The sequence below is a fragment of the Aurantimonas sp. A3-2-R12 genome, from assembly GCF_036016755.1.
GTDB classification, from domain to species: Bacteria; Pseudomonadota; Alphaproteobacteria; order Rhizobiales; family Rhizobiaceae; genus Aurantimonas; species Aurantimonas coralicida_A.
On record NZ_JAYXIH010000016.1, the window covers coordinates 22644 to 40750 of the forward strand.

The 18107-nt window shown below is 63.2% G+C and carries 16 protein-coding genes; 11 read left to right on the top strand and 5 right to left on the bottom strand.

Annotated features, from left to right (window positions below; genetic code table 11):
• Positions 1-191 precede the first annotated feature (191 nt).
• Positions 192-1673: a D-alanyl-D-alanine carboxypeptidase gene (locus tag VSX60_RS10195; protein WP_327624055.1), complete on the bottom strand. Its 1482-nt coding sequence runs from the start codon at positions 1671-1673 to the stop codon at positions 192-194.
• 342 nt (positions 1674-2015) lie between these two features.
• Here VSX60_RS10195 and VSX60_RS10200 point away from each other — a divergent pair, with 342 nt between their 5' ends.
• The 5 genes from VSX60_RS10200 to VSX60_RS10220 all read left to right on the top strand — a co-directional run bounded on the left by VSX60_RS10200 (position 2016) and on the right by VSX60_RS10220 (position 6666).
• Positions 2016-2402, top strand: coding sequence for a phasin family protein (locus VSX60_RS10200; protein WP_327624056.1), 387 nt, complete (start codon positions 2016-2018; stop codon positions 2400-2402).
• A 202-nt stretch (positions 2403-2604) separates the two neighbouring features.
• On the top strand, positions 2605-2994 hold the full coding sequence (clpS, locus tag VSX60_RS10205; protein WP_327646339.1) for an ATP-dependent Clp protease adapter ClpS: 390 nt from the start codon (positions 2605-2607) through the stop codon (positions 2992-2994).
• A gap of 8 nt (positions 2995-3002) precedes the next feature.
• Entirely contained in the window at positions 3003-5501 is a 2499-nt protein-coding gene (gene clpA / locus VSX60_RS10210; RefSeq protein ID WP_327624058.1) for an ATP-dependent Clp protease ATP-binding subunit ClpA, read from the top strand.
• Positions 5502-5572: 71 nt separating this feature from the next.
• A complete protein-coding gene (locus tag VSX60_RS10215; RefSeq protein ID WP_327624059.1) occupies positions 5573-6310 on the top strand; it encodes an AzlC family ABC transporter permease in 738 nt (245 codons plus the stop codon).
• A complete protein-coding gene (locus VSX60_RS10220; RefSeq protein ID WP_327624060.1) occupies positions 6310-6666 on the top strand; it encodes an AzlD domain-containing protein in 357 nt (118 codons plus the stop codon). Before VSX60_RS10215 ends, VSX60_RS10220 begins: the two co-directional genes overlap by 1 nt.
• A 29-nt stretch (positions 6667-6695) precedes the next feature.
• Here the strand turns inward: VSX60_RS10220 and VSX60_RS10225 are convergent, their stop codons facing one another.
• The 4 genes from VSX60_RS10225 to VSX60_RS10240 all read right to left on the bottom strand — a co-directional run bounded on the left by VSX60_RS10225 (position 6696) and on the right by VSX60_RS10240 (position 9683).
• Positions 6696-7118, bottom strand: coding sequence for an HIT family protein (locus VSX60_RS10225; protein WP_327624061.1), 423 nt, complete (start codon positions 7116-7118; stop codon positions 6696-6698).
• 96 nt (positions 7119-7214) lie between these two features.
• Positions 7215-8441, bottom strand: coding sequence for a GNAT family N-acetyltransferase (locus VSX60_RS10230; protein WP_327624062.1), 1227 nt, complete (start codon positions 8439-8441; stop codon positions 7215-7217).
• Positions 8442-8479: 38 nt separating this feature from the next.
• A complete protein-coding gene (locus tag VSX60_RS10235; protein ID WP_327624063.1) occupies positions 8480-9214 on the bottom strand; it encodes a glycerophosphodiester phosphodiesterase family protein in 735 nt (244 codons plus the stop codon).
• Position 9215: 1 nt separating this feature from the next.
• On the bottom strand, positions 9216-9683 hold the full coding sequence (locus VSX60_RS10240) for a RidA family protein (RefSeq protein ID WP_327624064.1): 468 nt from the start codon (positions 9681-9683) through the stop codon (positions 9216-9218).
• Positions 9684-9819: 136 nt separating this feature from the next.
• On the opposite strand from VSX60_RS10240, the gene VSX60_RS10245 reads away from it, so the two are divergent.
• The 6 genes from VSX60_RS10245 to VSX60_RS10270 all read left to right on the top strand — a co-directional run bounded on the left by VSX60_RS10245 (position 9820) and on the right by VSX60_RS10270 (position 18056).
• Complete coding sequence (locus tag VSX60_RS10245) at positions 9820-10653, top strand: EipB family protein (RefSeq protein ID WP_327624065.1); 834 nt, start codon at positions 9820-9822, stop codon at positions 10651-10653.
• Between the two features lie 210 nt (positions 10654-10863).
• The gene (gene rpsB, locus VSX60_RS10250; RefSeq protein ID WP_327624066.1) at positions 10864-11760 is read left to right on the top strand and encodes a 30S ribosomal protein S2; all 897 of its coding nucleotides are present in this window, start codon (positions 10864-10866) and stop codon (positions 11758-11760) included.
• A gap of 339 nt (positions 11761-12099) precedes the next feature.
• Positions 12100-13026: a translation elongation factor Ts gene (gene tsf / locus VSX60_RS10255; RefSeq protein ID WP_327624067.1), complete on the top strand. Its 927-nt coding sequence runs from the start codon at positions 12100-12102 to the stop codon at positions 13024-13026.
• A gap of 334 nt (positions 13027-13360) precedes the next feature.
• Positions 13361-14929: a DegQ family serine endoprotease gene (locus tag VSX60_RS10260; protein WP_442873080.1), complete on the top strand. Its 1569-nt coding sequence runs from the start codon at positions 13361-13363 to the stop codon at positions 14927-14929.
• Positions 14930-15020: 91 nt separating this feature from the next.
• The gene (locus tag VSX60_RS10265) at positions 15021-16283 is read left to right on the top strand and encodes a replication-associated recombination protein A (protein WP_327624121.1); all 1263 of its coding nucleotides are present in this window, start codon (positions 15021-15023) and stop codon (positions 16281-16283) included.
• A gap of 156 nt (positions 16284-16439) precedes the next feature.
• Entirely contained in the window at positions 16440-18056 is a 1617-nt protein-coding gene (locus tag VSX60_RS10270; RefSeq protein WP_327624069.1) for a BCCT family transporter, read from the top strand.
• The last annotated feature ends 51 nt before the right edge of the window (positions 18057-18107 follow it).

Here is an 18107-nt window from a genome sequence, read left to right on the forward strand (position 1 = left end):
GGACGTCGGAAAGACGCATCGCCGCCTGCTGCAATGGATGCAACCCTGCCGAGGAAGAGCGGCCCGGCTGATGTTCTGACGGGACTAGCCCGAGTCTGCTTAGCTCGATCGACATGACGGAACCCTTTTATACACAACACAGGGAAATCGTGGGACTGCGGCCGGTGGCGGTGCCCGCCATCCCGCGCGAGTCAGTTCGCGACCGCGTAGCAATTATAGGCGTTGCGCTTGAGCGCCTCGCAGGCGCTCCGGGCCTGATCCTTGGTGGCAAAACCCGCAAAGCGCGCGCGATGGAGCGTCTGGGAACCGCTTTTGACAGTCTCGGTGAATGGCACCGCCGATGATAGCGGCCCGCCCACCTTGTTCTTGGCTTCGCCGAGCATCGCCATAGCCTGGTCGGCACCGGGGGTCGCGGCGATCTGCACCACCCAGGGCGAGGCTGGCGTCGATGCGGGCGCGGCGCTCGCCGTGACCGAACCGGTCGTCCTCGGGTCGAGGTCCTTGCCACCGGGAATCGCTGACGGCGGAAGCGGAATACCGAAAGCTGCCGGAATGCTGCGACTGGATTCGGGGAACGGAGTCCGCCTCACCGGACGCTCCTGGACGAGGGCGGCCCGCAGAGCGTCTCGGCCGAGGAGAGGGCGGCTCCGCGGTTCCGGCAGGCGGGCGATTGCGGCCGCCGGCTCCGAACCGTAGGCAAGCGCGATACGCTCATCGATCGACGCCGGAATGACTGGCCGGGAATCGGGAACGGGACCGCGCTTGGGCAATTCGGCCACGACGACGTTTCCGATCGCGCGCGAGGCGACCAGCGGGCCGGTGTCGCGCGTGCTGGCCTTGGGGAAATAGCGATTCAGGAGTTCGACCATGTGGTCGTCGCGCGATCGCCCTGAACGCCCTCCCATCACGACGGCGACGAGGCTCTTGCCGTCACGCGCCACCGAACTGACGAGGTTGAAACCGGAGGCGTTGATATAGCCGGTCTTGATGCCGTCAGTTCCCTGGAAGCGTCCCAGGACGCGATTGTGGTTGCCCAACCGGCGTCCGCGAAAACTGTAGGAGCGCGTGCTGAAATATTTGTAATATTCCGGAAAATGCTCCCTGAGCGCGATGCCGAGCGTCGCCATATCGCGGGCCGTGGTTCGCTGCGCGTTGTCCGGCAGGCCGTTGGCATTGCGAAAGGTCGTCGCACGCATGCCGATCCTGCGCGCCTTCGCCGTCATCTGCTCCGCGAAGGTCGATTCCGAACCGGCAAGGAATTCCGCCAGGACCACGGCGGCGTCGTTGGCGGACTTGGTGACGAGCGCGTAGATACCTTCCTCGACCGTCAGCGTGGACCCGGTTTTCAACCCCAGCTTCGAGGGCGGTCGGCCGGCCGCATAGGCCGAGACGGGCATCTGGCTCCCAAGCGAAGCCCGCCTGTTCTTCAAGGCATCGAAGGTCATGTACAGGGTCATCATCTTGGTCAGCGACGCGGGATAACGCGGCGCGTCGGCATTCTCCGAATACAGCACCTGACCATTGTTGGCGTCGATGACAAAGCCGGCATATTTCGGATTGGCGTCGGCACCGGCGGCATGGGTCAGCGAAAGACCCGCCCCCATGGCGGCGAGCACGAACATCCTGGTCAGTTTTCTGGCGGCGGTCTTGAGTCCGTCGAATTGGTTACGCACGCGGCAACTCTCTCACTCGGGCAACACGTGACGGCGTGGGGCAGCGGAAAGGAACAGGCCCTGAAGGCTGGTCGCCATTCCACCCACACAACGTCGGCTTATTGTCCACGAGCGTAATCCGGCCGACTTACCAATCGGTTTATGGTTGTCGAATTGTTCGATCGCTGCATCGCAATCGACCGATTCGAGAGACTGCACTACCCGATAGTGCGAAGCGAATTTCGCACTGCAGCGTACTCTTGATTTTTATTGTGCATCGCAATATATTGTGACTGCCATCGGGCGCGGATCGCGATCATGCGCAACTGCCCCGCCGAACCACCAATCTCAGGGATTCGCACGATGAACGTTTACGAAGACGCCAGCAAAATCACTCAGGAAGCCATGGACAACGCGGTCAAGTCGGCGTCCGTCGTGACGAAGGGTTTCCAGCAGATCGCGGCGGAAACGTCGGATTTCACCAAGCGCGCCTACGAACAACAGGCGGAGATGCTGGAGAAGCTGTTCAAGACCAAGACCCTGGACAAGGGCATCGAGCTGCAGACCGATTACGCCAAGACCGCCTATCAGAGCTGGGTCTCCCAAGCGACGCGGATGGGCGAGATCTATGCCGACCTTGCCAAGCAGGCCTACAAGCCTTTCGAGCAGACGGCGCTGACCGCCGCGGATACGGGCAGCCGCACCGCCAAGCAGGCGGCTCAGTCGGTAGAAAAGAAGGCCGCCGCCTGATTTCCGGCATGTGAGCCGCCCGCAAGGACGGCTCCAGCCCCACGCAATATGTCGAAAAGGCTTGGCGGCTTGCCGGGCCTTTTTTGCGTTATCCTGGTCGGGCCGATCGTCGGCGGTCGACATGAACTCGCAATGATGCTTTGCCGCGAACGCGAGCCGTCTTAAAATCCCGGCTTCGGCACATACATACGATGCGATGACGATGGTGGCTGATTTGAGCGAAGACGCATTTCCGACCCGCGGCGGTGGTTTGGCCGCCAAGGCTCAGGCCGGCCGGGGGGATAAGGACGATACTGAGCGCGGAACGTCCGTCATCACGCGGACAAAGCCGAAAACCAAGAAGCCGAGCCTTTACAGGGTGCTGCTTCTGAACGACGATTACACTCCGATGGAGTTTGTCATTCACGTTCTGGAGCGGTTCTTTCAGAAGGATCGCGAGGCAGCCACCAGGGTCATGCTGCATGTGCACAACCACGGTGTTGGCGAATGTGGGGTCTTTACCTACGAGGTAGCGGAGACGAAGGTCACGCAGGTCATGGATTTCGCCCGCCAACATCAACATCCGCTGCAATGCGTGATGGAAAAGAACTGAGGTGAAGCTTGCCGACATTTTCGCAGAGCCTAGAGAAATCGCTGCATCAGGCACTGACACTTGCAAACGAGCGGCGACAGGAATTCGCGACCCTGGAACACCTGCTGCTGGCGCTCCTGGAAGACAAGGATGCGGCTGCGGTGATGCAGGGCTGCAGCGTCGACCTTGATGTCCTGCGTAGGAATCTGACGACTTACATCGACACCGAACTCGCCAATCTCGTGACCGGACATGACGAGGACTCCAAGCCCACCGCCGGGTTCCATCGGGTGATCCAGCGGGCGGTCATCCATGTGCAGTCCTCGGGTCGCGAAGAAGTGACCGGGGCGAACGTGCTCGTCGCCATTTTCGCCGAGCGCGAGAGCCATGCCGCCTATTTCCTGCAGGAGCAGGAAATGACCCGCTACGACGCGGTCAATTTCATCTCGCATGGGATTTCCAAGCGCCCCGGGGTCACCGAGAGCCGGCCCATCCGCGGCGTGGAAGAGGACCAGTCGACCGTCGGCCAGGACGAGGAAGGCAAGCGCAAGACGCCGCAGGATGCGCTGACGGCCTATTGTTCGAACCTCAACGAGAAGGCGCGCAAGGGCAAGATCGACCCGCTGATTGGCCGCGCCGAGGAAATCAACCGCACGATCCAGGTGCTGTGTCGGCGCTCCAAGAATAATCCGCTGTATGTCGGCGATCCGGGCGTCGGCAAGACGGCGATCGCCGAGGGGTTGGCGAAGCGAGTGGTCGAAGGCGACGTGCCGGACGTGCTCGCCGATGCGACGATCTTTTCCCTCGACATGGGAACGCTGCTGGCCGGAACCCGCTATCGGGGCGATTTCGAGGAACGTCTGAAACAGGTGGTCAAGGAACTCGAGGAGTATCCGGGCGCGATCCTGTTCATCGACGAGATTCACACGGTCATCGGCGCCGGCGCGACGTCGGGCGGCGCGATGGACGCGTCGAACCTCTTGAAACCGGCGCTGTCTTCGGGCGCGATCCGCTGCATCGGCTCGACGACCTATAAGGAGTACCGCCAGTTCTTCGAAAAGGACCGGGCGCTGGTCCGCCGCTTCCAGAAGATCGACGTCAAGGAGCCTTCGATCGATGACACGGTGTCGATTCTCAAGGGATTGAAGCCCTATTTCGAGGACTTCCACCGGGTGAAGTTCACCAATGACGCGATCAAGTCGGCGGTGGAATTGTCAGCCCGCTATATCAACGACCGCAAGCTGCCGGACAAGGCGATCGACGTGATCGACGAAACCGGGGCTTCGCAGATGCTGTTGCCCGAATCCCGGCGCAAGAAGCAGATCGGGGTGAAGGAGATAGAGGCGACCGTCGCGACCATGGCGCGCATCCCGCCGAAGGCCGTCTCCAAGGACGACGAGGTCGTTCTGGCTCATCTCGATGCGCAGCTGAAACGGGTGGTCTACGGCCAGGACGCGGCGATCGACGGTTTGGCCTCGGCGATCAAGCTGGCCCGGGCCGGACTGCGCGAGCCGGACAAGCCGATCGGCTCCTATTTGTTCTCGGGTCCGACCGGCGTCGGCAAGACCGAGGTCGCTCGCCAACTGGCGTCGGCGCTTGGTGTGGAACTGCTGCGCTTCGACATGTCGGAATACATGGAACGCCACACGGTCTCGCGGCTGATCGGCGCACCTCCGGGATATGTCGGATTTGACCAGGGCGGGCTGCTCACCGATGGCGTCGACCAGCATCCCCATTGCGTGCTGCTTCTGGATGAAATCGAGAAGGCCCATCCGGACCTCTTCAACATCCTTCTGCAGGTGATGGACCACGGCAAGCTGACCGATCATAACGGCAAGCAGATCGATTTCCGCAATGTGATCCTGATCATGACGACCAATGCCGGGGCGTCGGAGATGGCCAAGGCCAACATCGGCTTTGGACATTCGAGGCGGACCGGAGCGGACGAGGAGGCAATCAATCGTTTGTTCACGCCCGAGTTCCGCAACCGGCTCGATGCCATTATACTGTTCGGCGCACTGCCGACCCCGGTGATTCATCAGGTGGTCGAGAAGTTCGTCATGCAGCTCGAGGCTCAGCTCTCCGAGCGCGGTGTGACCTTCGAACTGGCGCCGGAAGCCGTCGCTTGGTTGGCCAACAAGGGCTATGACGAGAATATGGGCGCGCGACCGCTCAGCCGGGTTATCCAGGAGCACATCAAGAAGCCGCTGGCGGATGAGGTGTTGTTCGGCAAGCTCAAGCATGGTGGCACGGTCAAGGTCACCGTCGTCGAGGCGGAGGACGGTGAAAAGCAGCTGAAGCTGGAGGCGATCGCCGACGTGGTTCCGCCCAAACCGAAGCGTTCGTCCAAGGCGAAGAAGCGGGTGAAGGTCGCGGCCGACGGACCGGACTTCGACGACGCTCCGTCCGAGGATGACGACGATGCGGCCGGCGGGGGCGACGCCGAAGGCGAGCTTGCAACGGTGGTGGCGTCGCGCCCCGGCAAACGCCCAGGCACCGTGCCGAAGGTCCCACGCAAATCCTCCTGATCCGCAGATCCAAAAGGGGTCGCTCCATCGGCGATCCCTTTTTCGTGCACATCCTTCCAGAGACCTGAACGATGCATGGTGAGACAGCCGCACGAGATCGCTCGTCCCTGTTCTGGGCGCTCCGGGGCATCAGGGGAATCGCCAGCCCGCCGGCGCTGATCCTGACCACCGCCTTCGTCGGCTTCGCGGCACTCTGCCGCGATGCCGGCCTGACCTGGGTCGAAGCCTCGTTCATGACCGCCACGGTCTGGGCGTTGCCGGCGAAAATCGTTCTGGTCGGGGCCATCACCGCCGGTGCCTCGCTTCCGGCGACCGCTTTGGCGGTCGGACTGTCGTCGTTGCGGATGATGCCGATGGTCGTCGCGCTGATGCCGGTGATCAAAGGACCGAAGACCCGAACCGGGACGCTGCTCTTCCTGTCGCATTTCGTCGCGATCACCGGCTGGATCTTCGCAATGGAGCGGATTGAGACCGTGCCGCGCGACAAACGCACCCTCTTCTTCGGCGCCTTCGCCGTAACCCTGACGACGATCAACACCGTCCTCGTCGCCCTTGTTTTTAATTTGATGGGCCAATTGCCGGCCCTGGCGACAGGCGCGCTGGCGTTTCTGACGCCGGTCTATTTCCTGACGTCGCTCTTCGGAACGGCTCGCGAAGCATCCGGCCGTATTGCGCTGTTCACGGGAATGGCGGCTCTGCCGCCGGCCCATTGGTTCATACCCGGCTTCGAACTCCTGGTCGCCGGAATTGCCGGCGGGACGGTCGCCTATATGGCCGGCCGGATCATCGAAGGGCGGCGGCTCGCGTGATGGGCGATTTGAGCTTCACCGCGATTGCGGAGCCCTGGTGGCCCTTCGTCTTCATCCTTTTGGCGGGATGGCTGCCCACCGACATATGGCGTTATCTCGGCGTCCTGTCGGCCGGCCGCATCGACGAGCACTCGCCCTTCGCGGCCTTTGCACGGACGATCGCGACATCGCTGGTGGCGGCCGTAATCGCGCAGCTGGTACTGTTTCCCACCGGTTCGCTCGCCGCGATCGCCCCGCTCATCCGGGTCGGAGCTCTTGCGGCGGGCTTCGCGGCTTACCTGCTGTTGGGCCGGCGGGTGCTGGTCGCCATTCTCATCGCCGAGGCGATTCTCATCGGCGGCGCCGTCCTGACCTGAGCACAATCTGCGGGCCAGGTTGCGGACAATCAGCCGAGGGCGGCGCGAATGCGGTCGGCCTGCTCGGAGAGGACAGCCTGGTCGAGCATGCCGCCGGCATGACGTTTCAACGGCACCCCGTCATAGATCGGCACCACATGGAAGTGCAGGTGAAAGACGGTCTGCCCCGCCGGCGTCTCGTTGAACTGCGCGATCCGCACGCCATCGGCCTCGAAGGCTTTCTTCACCGCGCGGGCGAGCTTCGCCACCACCGGCATGACCTTCGCCAAGGTCTCGTCCGTGGCATCGAGGAGATTGCGTGAGGGTGTCTTCGGAATGACCAGGCAATGCCCCTTCGACTCCGGCATCACATCCATGATCGCGATAGCCGCCGCATTCTCGTAGAGCGTCTGGCTCGGGAGTTCGCCGCGAAGGATTTTCGCGAAGATGTTGCCGTCGTCATAGGTGTCCATGAAAATCCTTCCCCTCGGTGCTCCCCCGACGCGCGGGGATTGCTTCAACAGATGCGGCACCGCGCGGCTTTTGTCGACTGTGCCGCTCGCCGCGCATCAGGACGCATCTTTCTTGTAAGGCGTATGGCCGCCCAGAATCTCGCCGACACGCGCGACCTCGGCGCGTTCATGATCGAGATAATCCTCGATCGCGCGGCGCAGGCCCGGATGGGCGATCCAATGGGCCGAATGCGTCGTCACCGGCTCGTAGCCACGGGCCAGCTTGTGCTCCCCCTGGGCACCCGCCTCGACGACCGCCAGCCCATGTGCGATCGCATAGTCGATCGCCTGATGGTAGCAGACCTCGAAATGCAGATAGGGATGGTCTTCCACGCACCCCCAATTGCGGCCGTAGACCGTATCGGGGCCGAGGAAATTCAGTCCGCCGGCGATGTAGCGGCCGTTGCGCTTGGCCATCACCAGCAAGATCTGCGCGCCCATCCGCTCGCCGACGAGGCTGAAGAATTCCCGATTGAGATAGGGGCGACCCCACTTGCGGCTGCCGGTGTCCATGTAGAACTCGTAAAAGGCGTCCCATACGGCCTCGGTGAGGTCGCGCCCGGTCAGCCATTCGATCGAGATGTCGTTGACGAGCGCCTGTGCCCGCTCTTTGCGCAGGGCTTTGCGCTTGCGCGAGGCGAGGGTGCCGAGAAAGGCTTCGTAGCTGTCATAGCCCCGATTGTGAAAATGAAACTGCTGGTCGGTGCGGTGCAGCCAGTCCGCGTCTTCAAACGCAGCCCGATCGGCCGGCCGCAGGAAGGTCGCATGAACCGACGACACGCCGGTCCTGGCGGCGTAGCTCTTGGCTCCCTCGGCAAGCGCCATGCGGCGGGTTGCCGCGCCACCGTCGCCTCCGACCAGAAGACGTGGGCCGCTCGCCGGGGTGAAAGGCACCGCCATCTGCAGCTTTGGATAATAGCGACCGCCGGCCCGCTGGAACGCGTCGGCCCAGCCGTGATCGAAGACATACTCGCCTTGACTATGCGACTTCAGATAGGCGGGCGCGGCCGCGATGGGCTTCCCGCCTGGGCCTTCAAGAACCAGATGCTGGGGCAGCCATCCTGCCGGTTGGCTAACGCTGCCGCTGTCTTCCAGCGAACTAAGAAAGGCGTGGGAAACGAACGGGTTGATGGTGGTTTTTTGTGTGTTGACGGAAGCCGAATCGACCGCAACTGCCGCCAACTCGTCCCATCGCTCGGCCGCGACCGCGCCGATCGTATCGACGATCCTGATCGTGAATATGTCGTCGCCCTCGACTGGAGCGCCCTGCGGCTTTTCCATCATGGCGGAGAGTTATGTCGCCGGTGGCGCGACGCAAGCCTTCAGGACTCAGGTGTAAAGCCCTCGAAGGTCATCTGGTCGCAATAATCGCGGCTGCGGCGAACGTCTTCAGCCGTGCGGACCGTCCAGGAGATCACCGGCGCGCAGTGCTCGCGCCGAACCCAATCGACGAAGGCGTTCGGCAGATGGTGGACGTTGTAGGAGCAGAAGTCGCAGCCGCCTGCATAGATCTGCCGATGCGCCGCCAGAACCTCGGGCCGGGTTCCCTCGGCCGTGAGGCCGATCGGGCGGTTTGGGCGCGCTTCGAGCATTTGGCCGATGAGCCACGAATCGAACGACATCAGCGCGAGCTGGCCGGCATAGGCTTCGACGATCGGGCCAAGCCGATCAAAATAGCCTTCGTCGCGGGCCGGATCGAGCCCTTTCAACTCCATGACCACGGGAACGCGACCATCGACCATATCGAGAAACGCCGAGACTGTCGGAATGCCGACCCCGGTGGCGGCGAGGTCGAGTTCCTGGATCGCGGCGTCTCGGGTCGCGCGAAACGCGCCTTCGCGGCCGGTGAGCCGGTCGAGCGCGGCGTCGTGGAAAATATAAGGCGTGCCGTCAGCGGAGAGCTGGACATCGCATTCGATCGCCCAGCCCGACGCGATCGCCGCCTGTGCCGCCGGAATTGAATTCTCGGCGACGGCTTGATTGCCGTCATGCAATCCCCGGTGGGCGATCGGCCGCTCGACCAGCCAGCCGAGCGGACCGCTATAGCGGGCGATCATGTCAATCGATCTCGAAAAGCGCTTCGATTTCGACCGCTGCGTCCAGGGGCAGCGCCGGGACACCAACCGCCGAGCGCGAATGGCGGCCCTTGTCGCCGAGGATCTCGACCAGGAAATCCGACGCGCCGTTGGCGACCTTGTGCTGTTCGGTGAAGCTGGCGTCGCTCGCCACGAACACGGTGAGTTTGAGGAGGCGGTTCACCCGGCGCCAGTCGCCGCCGAGCGCGGCATTGGCCTGCGCGAGAATGTTGATCGCGCACAGGCGCGCCGCCGCCTGACCCTCTTCCAGCGAGACGCCGGCGCCGAGCTTGCCGACGACGGCTAGCTTGCCATCCTCGATCGGAAGCTGGCCCGATGTCTGCAGCAGCCGGCCGTGTACGACGAAGGGAACGTAGTTTGCCGCGGGGGCCGCCGCCTCCGGCAGAGTCACACTCGCGGCGCGCAGACGGGTCTCGATCGAATCGGCCATGATATTGTCTTCCTTCGTCTTCAGGGATAGGAGCGCCGGATGGGTTTATCGCCCATCACGGCCCACGGAATAGGGTGCTACGAAATTCCGATCGATCGGTAGCCCATCCGTCGATCCAGCGAAAGATCGTCCCGTCATGCGAGCGACAACCCTTCCGCTTTTGATCAGTATCGTTGGGGTGTTTTCCGCCGTTGCCTCGGCGCAGGAACTGGTGCCGCACCGGGCCTCCTACGACCTGTCGATGCGTGAGGGGGATAGCGACCTGGTCGACGCGCAGGGCCGGATCGCGATCGAGATGCGCCGGAAGACCTGCGACACATACGACCTCGACTATCGCTTCGTGGCGCGCTTCCAGCAGGAGCAGGAACTGATCGTCACCGATCAGCAGACGCGCTCCACCGAAAGCGCCGACGGCGAGCGTTTCGACTTCGAGACCAAGACCTTCATCGACGCCAGTCCGGAAAATGCGGTGATTGGCACCGCGTCGACGCGAGGCGACGTGACGCGGGTCGCCCTGACAGCCCCCAAGGTCCGGACCGTCGAGGTACCAAAATCCCTGTTTCCGATGCAGCATACGATTGCGCTGATCGGGCAGGCGAAGGCCGGCGCGCGGATCGTCGAGACACGGCTCTATGATGGCGACGAGGAGGTCGAGAAGCTTTTGACGAGTACCGCGGTGATCGCGCCGGCTTCGGAGTCTGGCACGGGGCGCGACGGGAAGGTGGCCGAGGTGACGCCAAGCGACGGGCGCGCGTCTCTATCTGACCAGCTTACCGGTCTCGCCGCCTGGCGTATCAGCGAATCCTTTTACAATTCCGACAGCGACCCGGACGGTCTGCCGATTTTCGAAACGGCCTATACGCTCTACGAGAACGGCGTCTCCGATGATTTGGTGCTGACCTTCGACGGCTATACCTTGGCCGGCGGCCTCGCGAGCCTCGACCTTTTTGAAATACCTGACTGCCCCTGAACCGACGGGGCGTAGCAACGCCGTGCCGTTAGAGGCAAGCCAAACGCGCGCTTGGCTTGCCTCGTCGCGGCTTTTGGTGTATCGGCGCGTCCATTCCACACACGGAAGTCGGGTTTCGACGGTCGAGTTCTGCTCGAACGACGCAATCCACCGGTGGCGGCATCCGGCCGCTTCTTTCCGTGGAGGCTCAACCGGTAAAGGAAACATACCATGGCATTGCCAGACTATTCCATGCGCCAGCTTCTCGAAGCGGGCGTCCATTTCGGCCACCAGACTCACCGCTGGAACCCGAAGATGGCGCCCTATATCTTCGGCGCGCGCAACAATATCCACATTCTCGATCTCGCGCAGACGGTGCCGCTTCTGCACCGCGCTCTGCAGGCGGTCTCTGACACGGTCGCCCGTGGCGGCCGCGTGCTCTTCGTCGGCACCAAGCGCCAGGCGTCGGACATCATCGCGGACGCGGCGCAGCGTTCGGCCCAGTACTACGTCAACGCCCGCTGGCTCGGCGGCATGCTGACCAACTGGAACACCATCTCCAAGTCGATCCAGCGCCTGCGCAAGCTCGACGAGATGCTCTCTGGCGAGGCCCAGGGCTTCACCAAGAAGGAGCGTCTGACGCTGCAGCGCGAGCGCGACAAGCTCGACCGAGCGCTCGGCGGTATCCGTGACATGGGTGGCGTCCCGGACATGATCTTCATTATCGACACCAACAAGGAGTCGATCGCGATCGAGGAGGCCAAGCGGCTGCATATCCCGATCGTCGCGGTAGTGGATTCGAACTGCAATCCAGCATCGATCGATTACCCGATCCCGGGCAATGACGACGCCGCTCGCGCGATCACTCTCTACTGCGACCTCATCGCCCGGTCGGCGGTGGACGGCATTGCCCGCCAGCAGGGCGATTCCGGCGTCGACATCGGTGCGCTCGAAGAAGCACCTGTCGAGGAGGTGATCGAGGAAGAGACGGTTGCTGCTTCGGCAAGCGAAGAAGCTGCCCCGGCAAGCGAAGAAGCGGCTCCGGCTGCAGCCGCCACCGAAGAGCCGGTCGCTGCTGAGCAGGCTGAGGCCGCCGGCGACGAGAAGACCGAGGCGGCTAGCGCCTGAGCAAATGTCGAAGAGCAAGGGTTCCGGCGTGGTTGACGCCGGGACACTGCCTCGAGCGTTGCATGAGCAAACGGATGCATGGTCCTGTTTGAAAGTCTCGATCGATTTTCAGGAGGCATGCCGAGATCACACCGAATTCGGACCGCACGGGTTCAACGCCGGCACCGTGATCGCATCGAATGAGTGAGCGGAGGCGGCGGAGAACCAGCTCCCGTTTTTCTTTGCCCGGCTCTCGCGGCCGCGACTCGACCCACCAAGGTGCCGTAACCGAGGCGCCACATGTCCGGCGCACCCGTTCCCATCGAGCCGGTGCGCCCAATTATTTCTGAAGAGGCAAACATGGCAATCACCGCTTCAATGGTCAAAGAGCTGCGCGACCTGACCGGCGCCGGCATGATGGACTGCAAGACCGCTCTGGCCGAGAACGACGGCAACATGGAAGCGGCGGTCGACTGGCTGCGCACCAAGGGCATCGCCAAGGCGGACAAGAAGTCTGGCCGCACCGCCGCCGAAGGGCTGGTCGGGGTCGCGGCCGAGGGTTCCAAGGCCGTCGTCGTCGAGGTGAACTCGGAAACCGATTTCGTCGCCCGCAACGACGCCTTTCAGTCGATCGTGCGCGATATCACCAATGTCGCCCTGACAACCGATGGCTCTGTCGAGGCGGTCGGCGCGGCGACCTATCCGGGTTCGTCCAAGAGCGTGAACGACACGATCAAGGATGCCATCGGAACGATCGGCGAGAACATGGCCCTGCGCCGTTCGACGATGCTGAGCGTCGGCGAAGGCGTCGTGGCGACCTACATTCACAATCAGGTAGTCGACGGACTCGGCAAGCTTGGCGTTCTCGTGGCGATCGAATCGGCCGGCGACAAGGCGGCGCTGAATCAGTTCGGCCGTCAGGTCGCCATGCATGTCGCCGCGACCAATCCGCTAGCATTGTCCGCTGAAGAGATCGACGCGGCCACTGTCGATCGGGAGCGGGCAATCTTCGTCGAGCAGGCGCGGCAGTCGGGCAAGCCGGAGAACATCATCGAGAAGATGGTGGAAGGACGCCTGCGCAAATTCTACGAGGAGGTCGTGCTTCTCAAGCAGGCCTTCGTCATCAACCCGGATCTGACCGTCGAGAAGGCGCTGGCCGAGGCGGAAGCCGGTTTCGGGGCTCCTGCCAAGATCGTCGCCTTTGAGCGATTTGCGCTCGGCGAAGGGGTCGAAAAGGAAGAGACCGACTTCGCCGCCGAGGTCGCCGCGGTCGCCGGCAAAAAGTAAGCATCGCCCGGCATTCCGTCATCGGAATAGGCCGGAGCAGACGGGAAGAGGGTGGCCGCTTTTGAAGCGGCTGCCCACGACATCAAGAAGATCGCGATGGCGCTAGCCGCAAAGCCAACCCCACACACGAGCTGCGCCAACACACCCAACCGGCGCCGTCTCACGAACCCGATCAGACAAACTTCGCCGCTCGAAACAAAAAACTCCGCCGAAAATCGACGGGGTCTGTCAGCACTCTGACGGGCCTCGATAAGGCCCCTTTTTCATGGCTCTCGTCTGGTTTAAACCGGAGCCGACTTCCAAAGGCGAGTCGGCGGGGAACGACAGGCGGGTGATGCGGTCGCAACAGGTCTTATGGGTCGCTTTGATCGCGACCTTTCTAGCAGCCTCGCCAACTCTGGGGGCTGATCACGGCTGGAGCGTGGGCGGCTGGATCGACGGATTGCTCGGTGAGCAGACGCCGGACCGCGATGGTGGCAGGGTCGACAGGCAGCAGTCCTCGGGCGAGCCCGGGACGCGCACCAGCGCTGAAGACGATCAAGGGCCGGTCGTTTTGGCTCCTGATAAATCTGCTGGCAAGGCGGAAGCGGTGCCGACCAGCCGGGCGGAAATCGATCTCTCCTTCGCGCCGCTCGTCAAGGAAACGGCGCCGGCCGTCGTCAACGTCTATGCCGCGCGCGTGGTCCCGACACGGCAATCACCCTTCGCGAACGATCCCTTCTTCGGCCAGTTTTTTGGCCAACGGTTCGATGACCGGCCACGCATGGAGTCGGCGCTCGGTTCCGGTGTGATCATCGATTCATCTGGCCTCGTCGTTACCAACAACCATGTCGTCGAGAACGCCGACGAGGTGAAGATTGCCTTCAGTGATGGTCGCGAATTCGAAACGAAGGTGCTTCTCAAGGACAAGAAGGTCGATCTGGCGATCCTTGCGATCGATGGCACCGGGCCGTTCCCCTCGCTGCCGATCGCCGACTCGGACGAATTGGAAATCGGCGATCTCGTCTTGGCGATCGGCAATCCGTTCGGCATCGGCCAGACTGTCACCACCGGTATCGTCTCGGCGCTGGCGCGCAACCATATTGGCGTCAACGATTTCGGCTTCTTCATCCAGACGGACGCGGCGATCAATCCCGGCAACTCCGGTGGCGCCCTGATCGACATGAAGGGGCGGCTGGTGGGCGTGAATACGGCGATCTTTTCGCGTTCCGGCGGCTCCAACGGCATCGGCTTCGCGATTCCCTCCAACATGGTGGCGAGCTTCCAGCGCGCCGCCAAGGCGGGCGGGCGTTTCGAGCGTCCCTATGTCGGCGCAACCTTCGCCTCGGTTACGCCCGATATCGCCGATGCGCTCGGTCTTCCCCGGCCGACCGGTGCGCTAGTACAAGCGGTGGTGAAGGATAGCCCGGCCGCAGAGGCCGGCATCACGGTTGGTGACGTTATCTTGTCTGTCGACGGGTTTGCGATCAACAATCCCGATGCCCTCGGCTACCGGCTGGCGACAGCAGGCGTCGGGCGCACGGCGAAGGTGAGCGTTTTGCGTGGCGAGGATCGGGAAACCATCGATCTCCCGCTGCAAGCGGCTCCCGAAAACCCGCCACGAGATGAGCGCAGCCTGTCCGGCAACAACCCGTTTTCCGGCGCGACCGTGCTCAACCTGTCGCCGCGCGTCGCCGAGGAGCGGGGGCTGCCAGCTGACAAGACCGGGGTCGTCGTGGCGACCGTGGAACGCGGATCGTTGGCGCAGCGCTTCGGCCTGCGGCCAAACGATATTCTTCTGACCATCAACGGCGACGTCATTGCCTCGACGAAGTCGTTGGAGGAAATGCTGAAACGGCGCTATCGGGGCTGGCAATTCGAAGTTGAGCGGGACGGTCGTCGCATGACCCAAATGGTGCGCTGACTTGGCGGATCTCTTTGGCGGCGGCGATCCGGGACCGTCGACCGGCACAGGGAAGGGCGCGCAGACGCCGGCCGACGATCCCTCGCGGCCGCTGGCTGACCGGCTGCGGCCGCGCGCGCTTGCCGAGGTCGCCGGTCAGGAACATCTGACCGCGGAGGGCGGCGCGCTGTCGCGCATGCTCGCAACCGGCAGCCTTGGCTCCATGATCTTCTGGGGACCACCCGGCACCGGCAAAACCACCGTCGCACGGCTTCTCGCCAATGAAGTCGATTATGCTTTCGAGCAGATCTCGGCAATCTTTTCCGGTGTCGCGGACTTGAAGAAGGTCTTCGAAGCGGCGCGACTGCGCCAGTCCAACGGCAGGCGAACGCTGCTGTTCGTCGACGAGATCCATCGCTTCAACCGGGCGCAGCAGGATTCGTTCCTGCCGGTGATGGAAGACGGCACGGTCGTCCTCGTCGGCGCCACGACCGAAAACCCGTCCTTCGAGCTCAACGCCGCGCTTTTGTCGCGGGCCCGGGTTCTCACCTTTCGCCCGCACGGGTCGGAGAGTCTTGCCAAGCTGCTCCTGCGGGCCGAGGCGGCGGAAGGCCGGCCCTTGCCGCTCGACGAGGAGGCGCGGGCGGTGCTGCTGCGGATGGCGGATGGTGATGGTCGCGCGATCCTGACATTGGCGGAGGAGATCTGGCGTGCGGGGCGGGCGGGCGAGGTTTTCGACGCGGCCAGCCTGCAGGACATCGTCCAACGTCGGGCGCCGGTCTACGACAAGGGCCAGGACGGTCATTACAACCTGATCTCCGCTCTGCATAAATCGGTGCGAGGATCGGACCCGGACGCGGCGCTCTACTGGCTTTGCCGAATGTTCGATGCCGGCGAGGATCCGCTGTATCTCGGGCGCCGGCTGGTGCGAATGGCGGCTGAAGATATCGGGCTGGCCGATCCGCGGGCGCTTGGCATCGCGCTCGCAGCCAAGGACGCCTACGACTATCTCGGCTCGCCGGAGGGCGAATTGGCGCTGGCCGAAGCGACCGTCTATCTGGCGGCGGCGCCGAAATCCAACGCTGTCTATGTCGCCTACAAGGCGGCGATGCGCGCCGCCAAGGAACGCGGTTCGCTGCTGCCGCCCAAGCATATCCTCAACGCCCCGACGACGCTGATGCGCTCGGAGGGCTACGGCGCCGGCTATGCCTACGATCATGACGCGCCGGACGGGTTTTCCGGCCAAAGCTATTTCCCCGAAGACATGGGACGGCCGGTTTTCTACCGCCCGACTGAGCGGGGGGCAGAGGTGTCCATCGGCGAACGTCTTCGATATTGGGCGGAGCTGCGGGAGAAACGGCACACCCAGGACTAACGCGTCGGCCGAATTCTGTGGGATTTACCCTAATCAGGCCGCGCCGGGTGCCCAGAGGCCACGTTTTGTGGCAGACTGATTGCAAGTCCCTATTCGTAAGGACCGCTGTTTTTCTTTGCAATCCAATTGCAGTACTGATTTGAAAGTGAGGTTTCGATGTCGCTCGAACCTGGCCAGCTGGCCGAACATTCCGTCACCGACTATGAGGTCGGGCAGGACAATCTGCGGAAATACGGTCTGGATATCCACAATCCGGTGTTCCCGGTTTCCGCCGGACTGATCATCGCCTTCGTCGCTTTCACGCTGCTGTTTCCGACCGTCGCCGACGATTTCTTCGGCTGGCTGCGTCCTGCGCTGACCGCGAATTTCGACTGGGTCTTCCTCATCGCGGGCAACATTTTCGTCCTGTTCTGCCTGTTCCTCATCGTGTCGCCCTACGGCTCGATCCGGCTGGGCGGCAAGGACGCCAAACCGGAATATGGCTATTTCGGCTGGTTCGCGATGCTGTTCGCGGCCGGGATGGGCATCGGCCTGATGTTCTACGGCGTCTCGGAACCGATCTCGCATTTCTCCACCTCGCTCGCCGGCGATTCCTGGGCGCCCCTTGGTGGCGCCGTTGGCGATACTGAGGCCGCCCGCCGGCTCGGCATGGCTGCGACGATCTATCACTGGGGGCTCCACCCCTGGGCGATCTACGCGGTGGTCGCCCTGGCACTGGCTTTCTTCAGCTATAATTGGGGCCTGCCACTCACCATGCGCTCGGCCTTCTACCCACTGCTGGGCGAACGCGTCTGGGGCTGGCCGGGTCACATCATCGATACGCTGGCCGTCTTCGCAACCCTGTTCGGTCTCGCCACGTCCCTCGGTCTCGGCGCGGAGCAGGCAGTCGCCGGATTGAACTATCTCTTCGGCGTTCCCGCGACGACGCTCAGCAAGATCGTGCTGATCGTACTGATTACCTGCGTCGCACTGGCTTCCGTCGTTGCCGGCCTCGATGCCGGAGTGAAACGGCTGTCCGAGATCAATATGGGTCTCGCGCTGCTCTTGCTGGGGTTCATCTTCCTGGTCGGGCCGACCATGGATATCGTTCGTGGCATCTTCGGCAATTCGGTTGCCTATCTGCGCGAGGTCATCCCGCTCTCCAATCCGTTCGGCCGCGTCGACGACAACTTCAGACAGGGCTGGACGAGCTTCTATTGGGCCTGGTGGATGAGCTGGTCGCCCTTCGTCGGCATGTTCATCGCGCGGGTCTCGCGCGGCCGCACCATTCGGGAGTTCTTGACCTGCGTCCTGATCATCCCGACCGTCGTTTCGATCATCTGGATGACGGTATTCGGCGGGACGGCCCTTACCGAGACGATCGACGGCTTCGCCGGCATCGTCGACGCGGCGCTCGAAGTGAAACTCTTCGTTATGCTCGGCCAATTGCCGCTGACGTCGATCTCATCCTTTTTGGGCATCGTCCTGGTGATCGTGTTCTTCGTCACCTCGTCCGACTCCGGCTCGCTGGTCATCGATACGATCACGGCCGGCGGCAAGATCGACGCACCGGTGCCGCAACGGATATTCTGGGCGACCTTCGAAGGCCTGGTGGCGATCGCGCTGCTGGTCGGCGGCGGGCTCGCTGCGCTTCAGGGTGCGGCGATCGCGACGGGCTTTCCGTTCGCGTTCCTGCTCATGGCGCTGTGCTGGTCGACCATGCGCGGGCTCCATGCCGAACGGCGGCAGCCGTTCCTGGAACAGGCGAAGGCCGAGGCGAACGCCGCGGAGTAGCGGTTCCGTCACGGTTCGCGGCGGCGCCGACAATCTAAGCTCGGCGCCGCC

Bases quoted from the DNA above. Each gene is read 5' to 3' on its own strand.
- VSX60_RS10215 (WP_327624059.1), top strand. From the start codon at position 5,573: ATGCATGGTGAGACAGCCGCACGAGATCGCTCGTCCCTGTTCTGGGCG.
- VSX60_RS10260 (WP_442873080.1), top strand. From the start codon at position 13,361: ATGCGGTCGCAACAGGTCTTATGGGTCGCTTTGATCGCGACCTTTCTA.
- VSX60_RS10220 (WP_327624060.1), top strand. From the start codon at position 6,310: ATGGGCGATTTGAGCTTCACCGCGATTGCGGAGCCCTGGTGGCCCTTC.
- VSX60_RS10230 (WP_327624062.1), bottom strand. From the start codon at position 8,441: ATGATGGAAAAGCCGCAGGGCGCTCCAGTCGAGGGCGACGACATATTC.
- tsf (WP_327624067.1), top strand. From the start codon at position 12,100: ATGGCAATCACCGCTTCAATGGTCAAAGAGCTGCGCGACCTGACCGGC.
- VSX60_RS10200 (WP_327624056.1), top strand. From the start codon at position 2,016: ATGAACGTTTACGAAGACGCCAGCAAAATCACTCAGGAAGCCATGGAC.
- VSX60_RS10270 (WP_327624069.1), top strand. From the start codon at position 16,440: ATGTCGCTCGAACCTGGCCAGCTGGCCGAACATTCCGTCACCGACTAT.
- VSX60_RS10240 (WP_327624064.1), bottom strand. From the start codon at position 9,683: ATGGCCGATTCGATCGAGACCCGTCTGCGCGCCGCGAGTGTGACTCTG.
- rpsB (WP_327624066.1), top strand. From the start codon at position 10,864: ATGGCATTGCCAGACTATTCCATGCGCCAGCTTCTCGAAGCGGGCGTC.
- clpS (WP_327646339.1), top strand. From the start codon at position 2,605: ATGGTGGCTGATTTGAGCGAAGACGCATTTCCGACCCGCGGCGGTGGT.
- VSX60_RS10245 (WP_327624065.1), top strand. From the start codon at position 9,820: ATGCGAGCGACAACCCTTCCGCTTTTGATCAGTATCGTTGGGGTGTTT.
- VSX60_RS10225 (WP_327624061.1), bottom strand. From the start codon at position 7,118: ATGGACACCTATGACGACGGCAACATCTTCGCGAAAATCCTTCGCGGC.
- VSX60_RS10235 (WP_327624063.1), bottom strand. From the start codon at position 9,214: ATGATCGCCCGCTATAGCGGTCCGCTCGGCTGGCTGGTCGAGCGGCCG.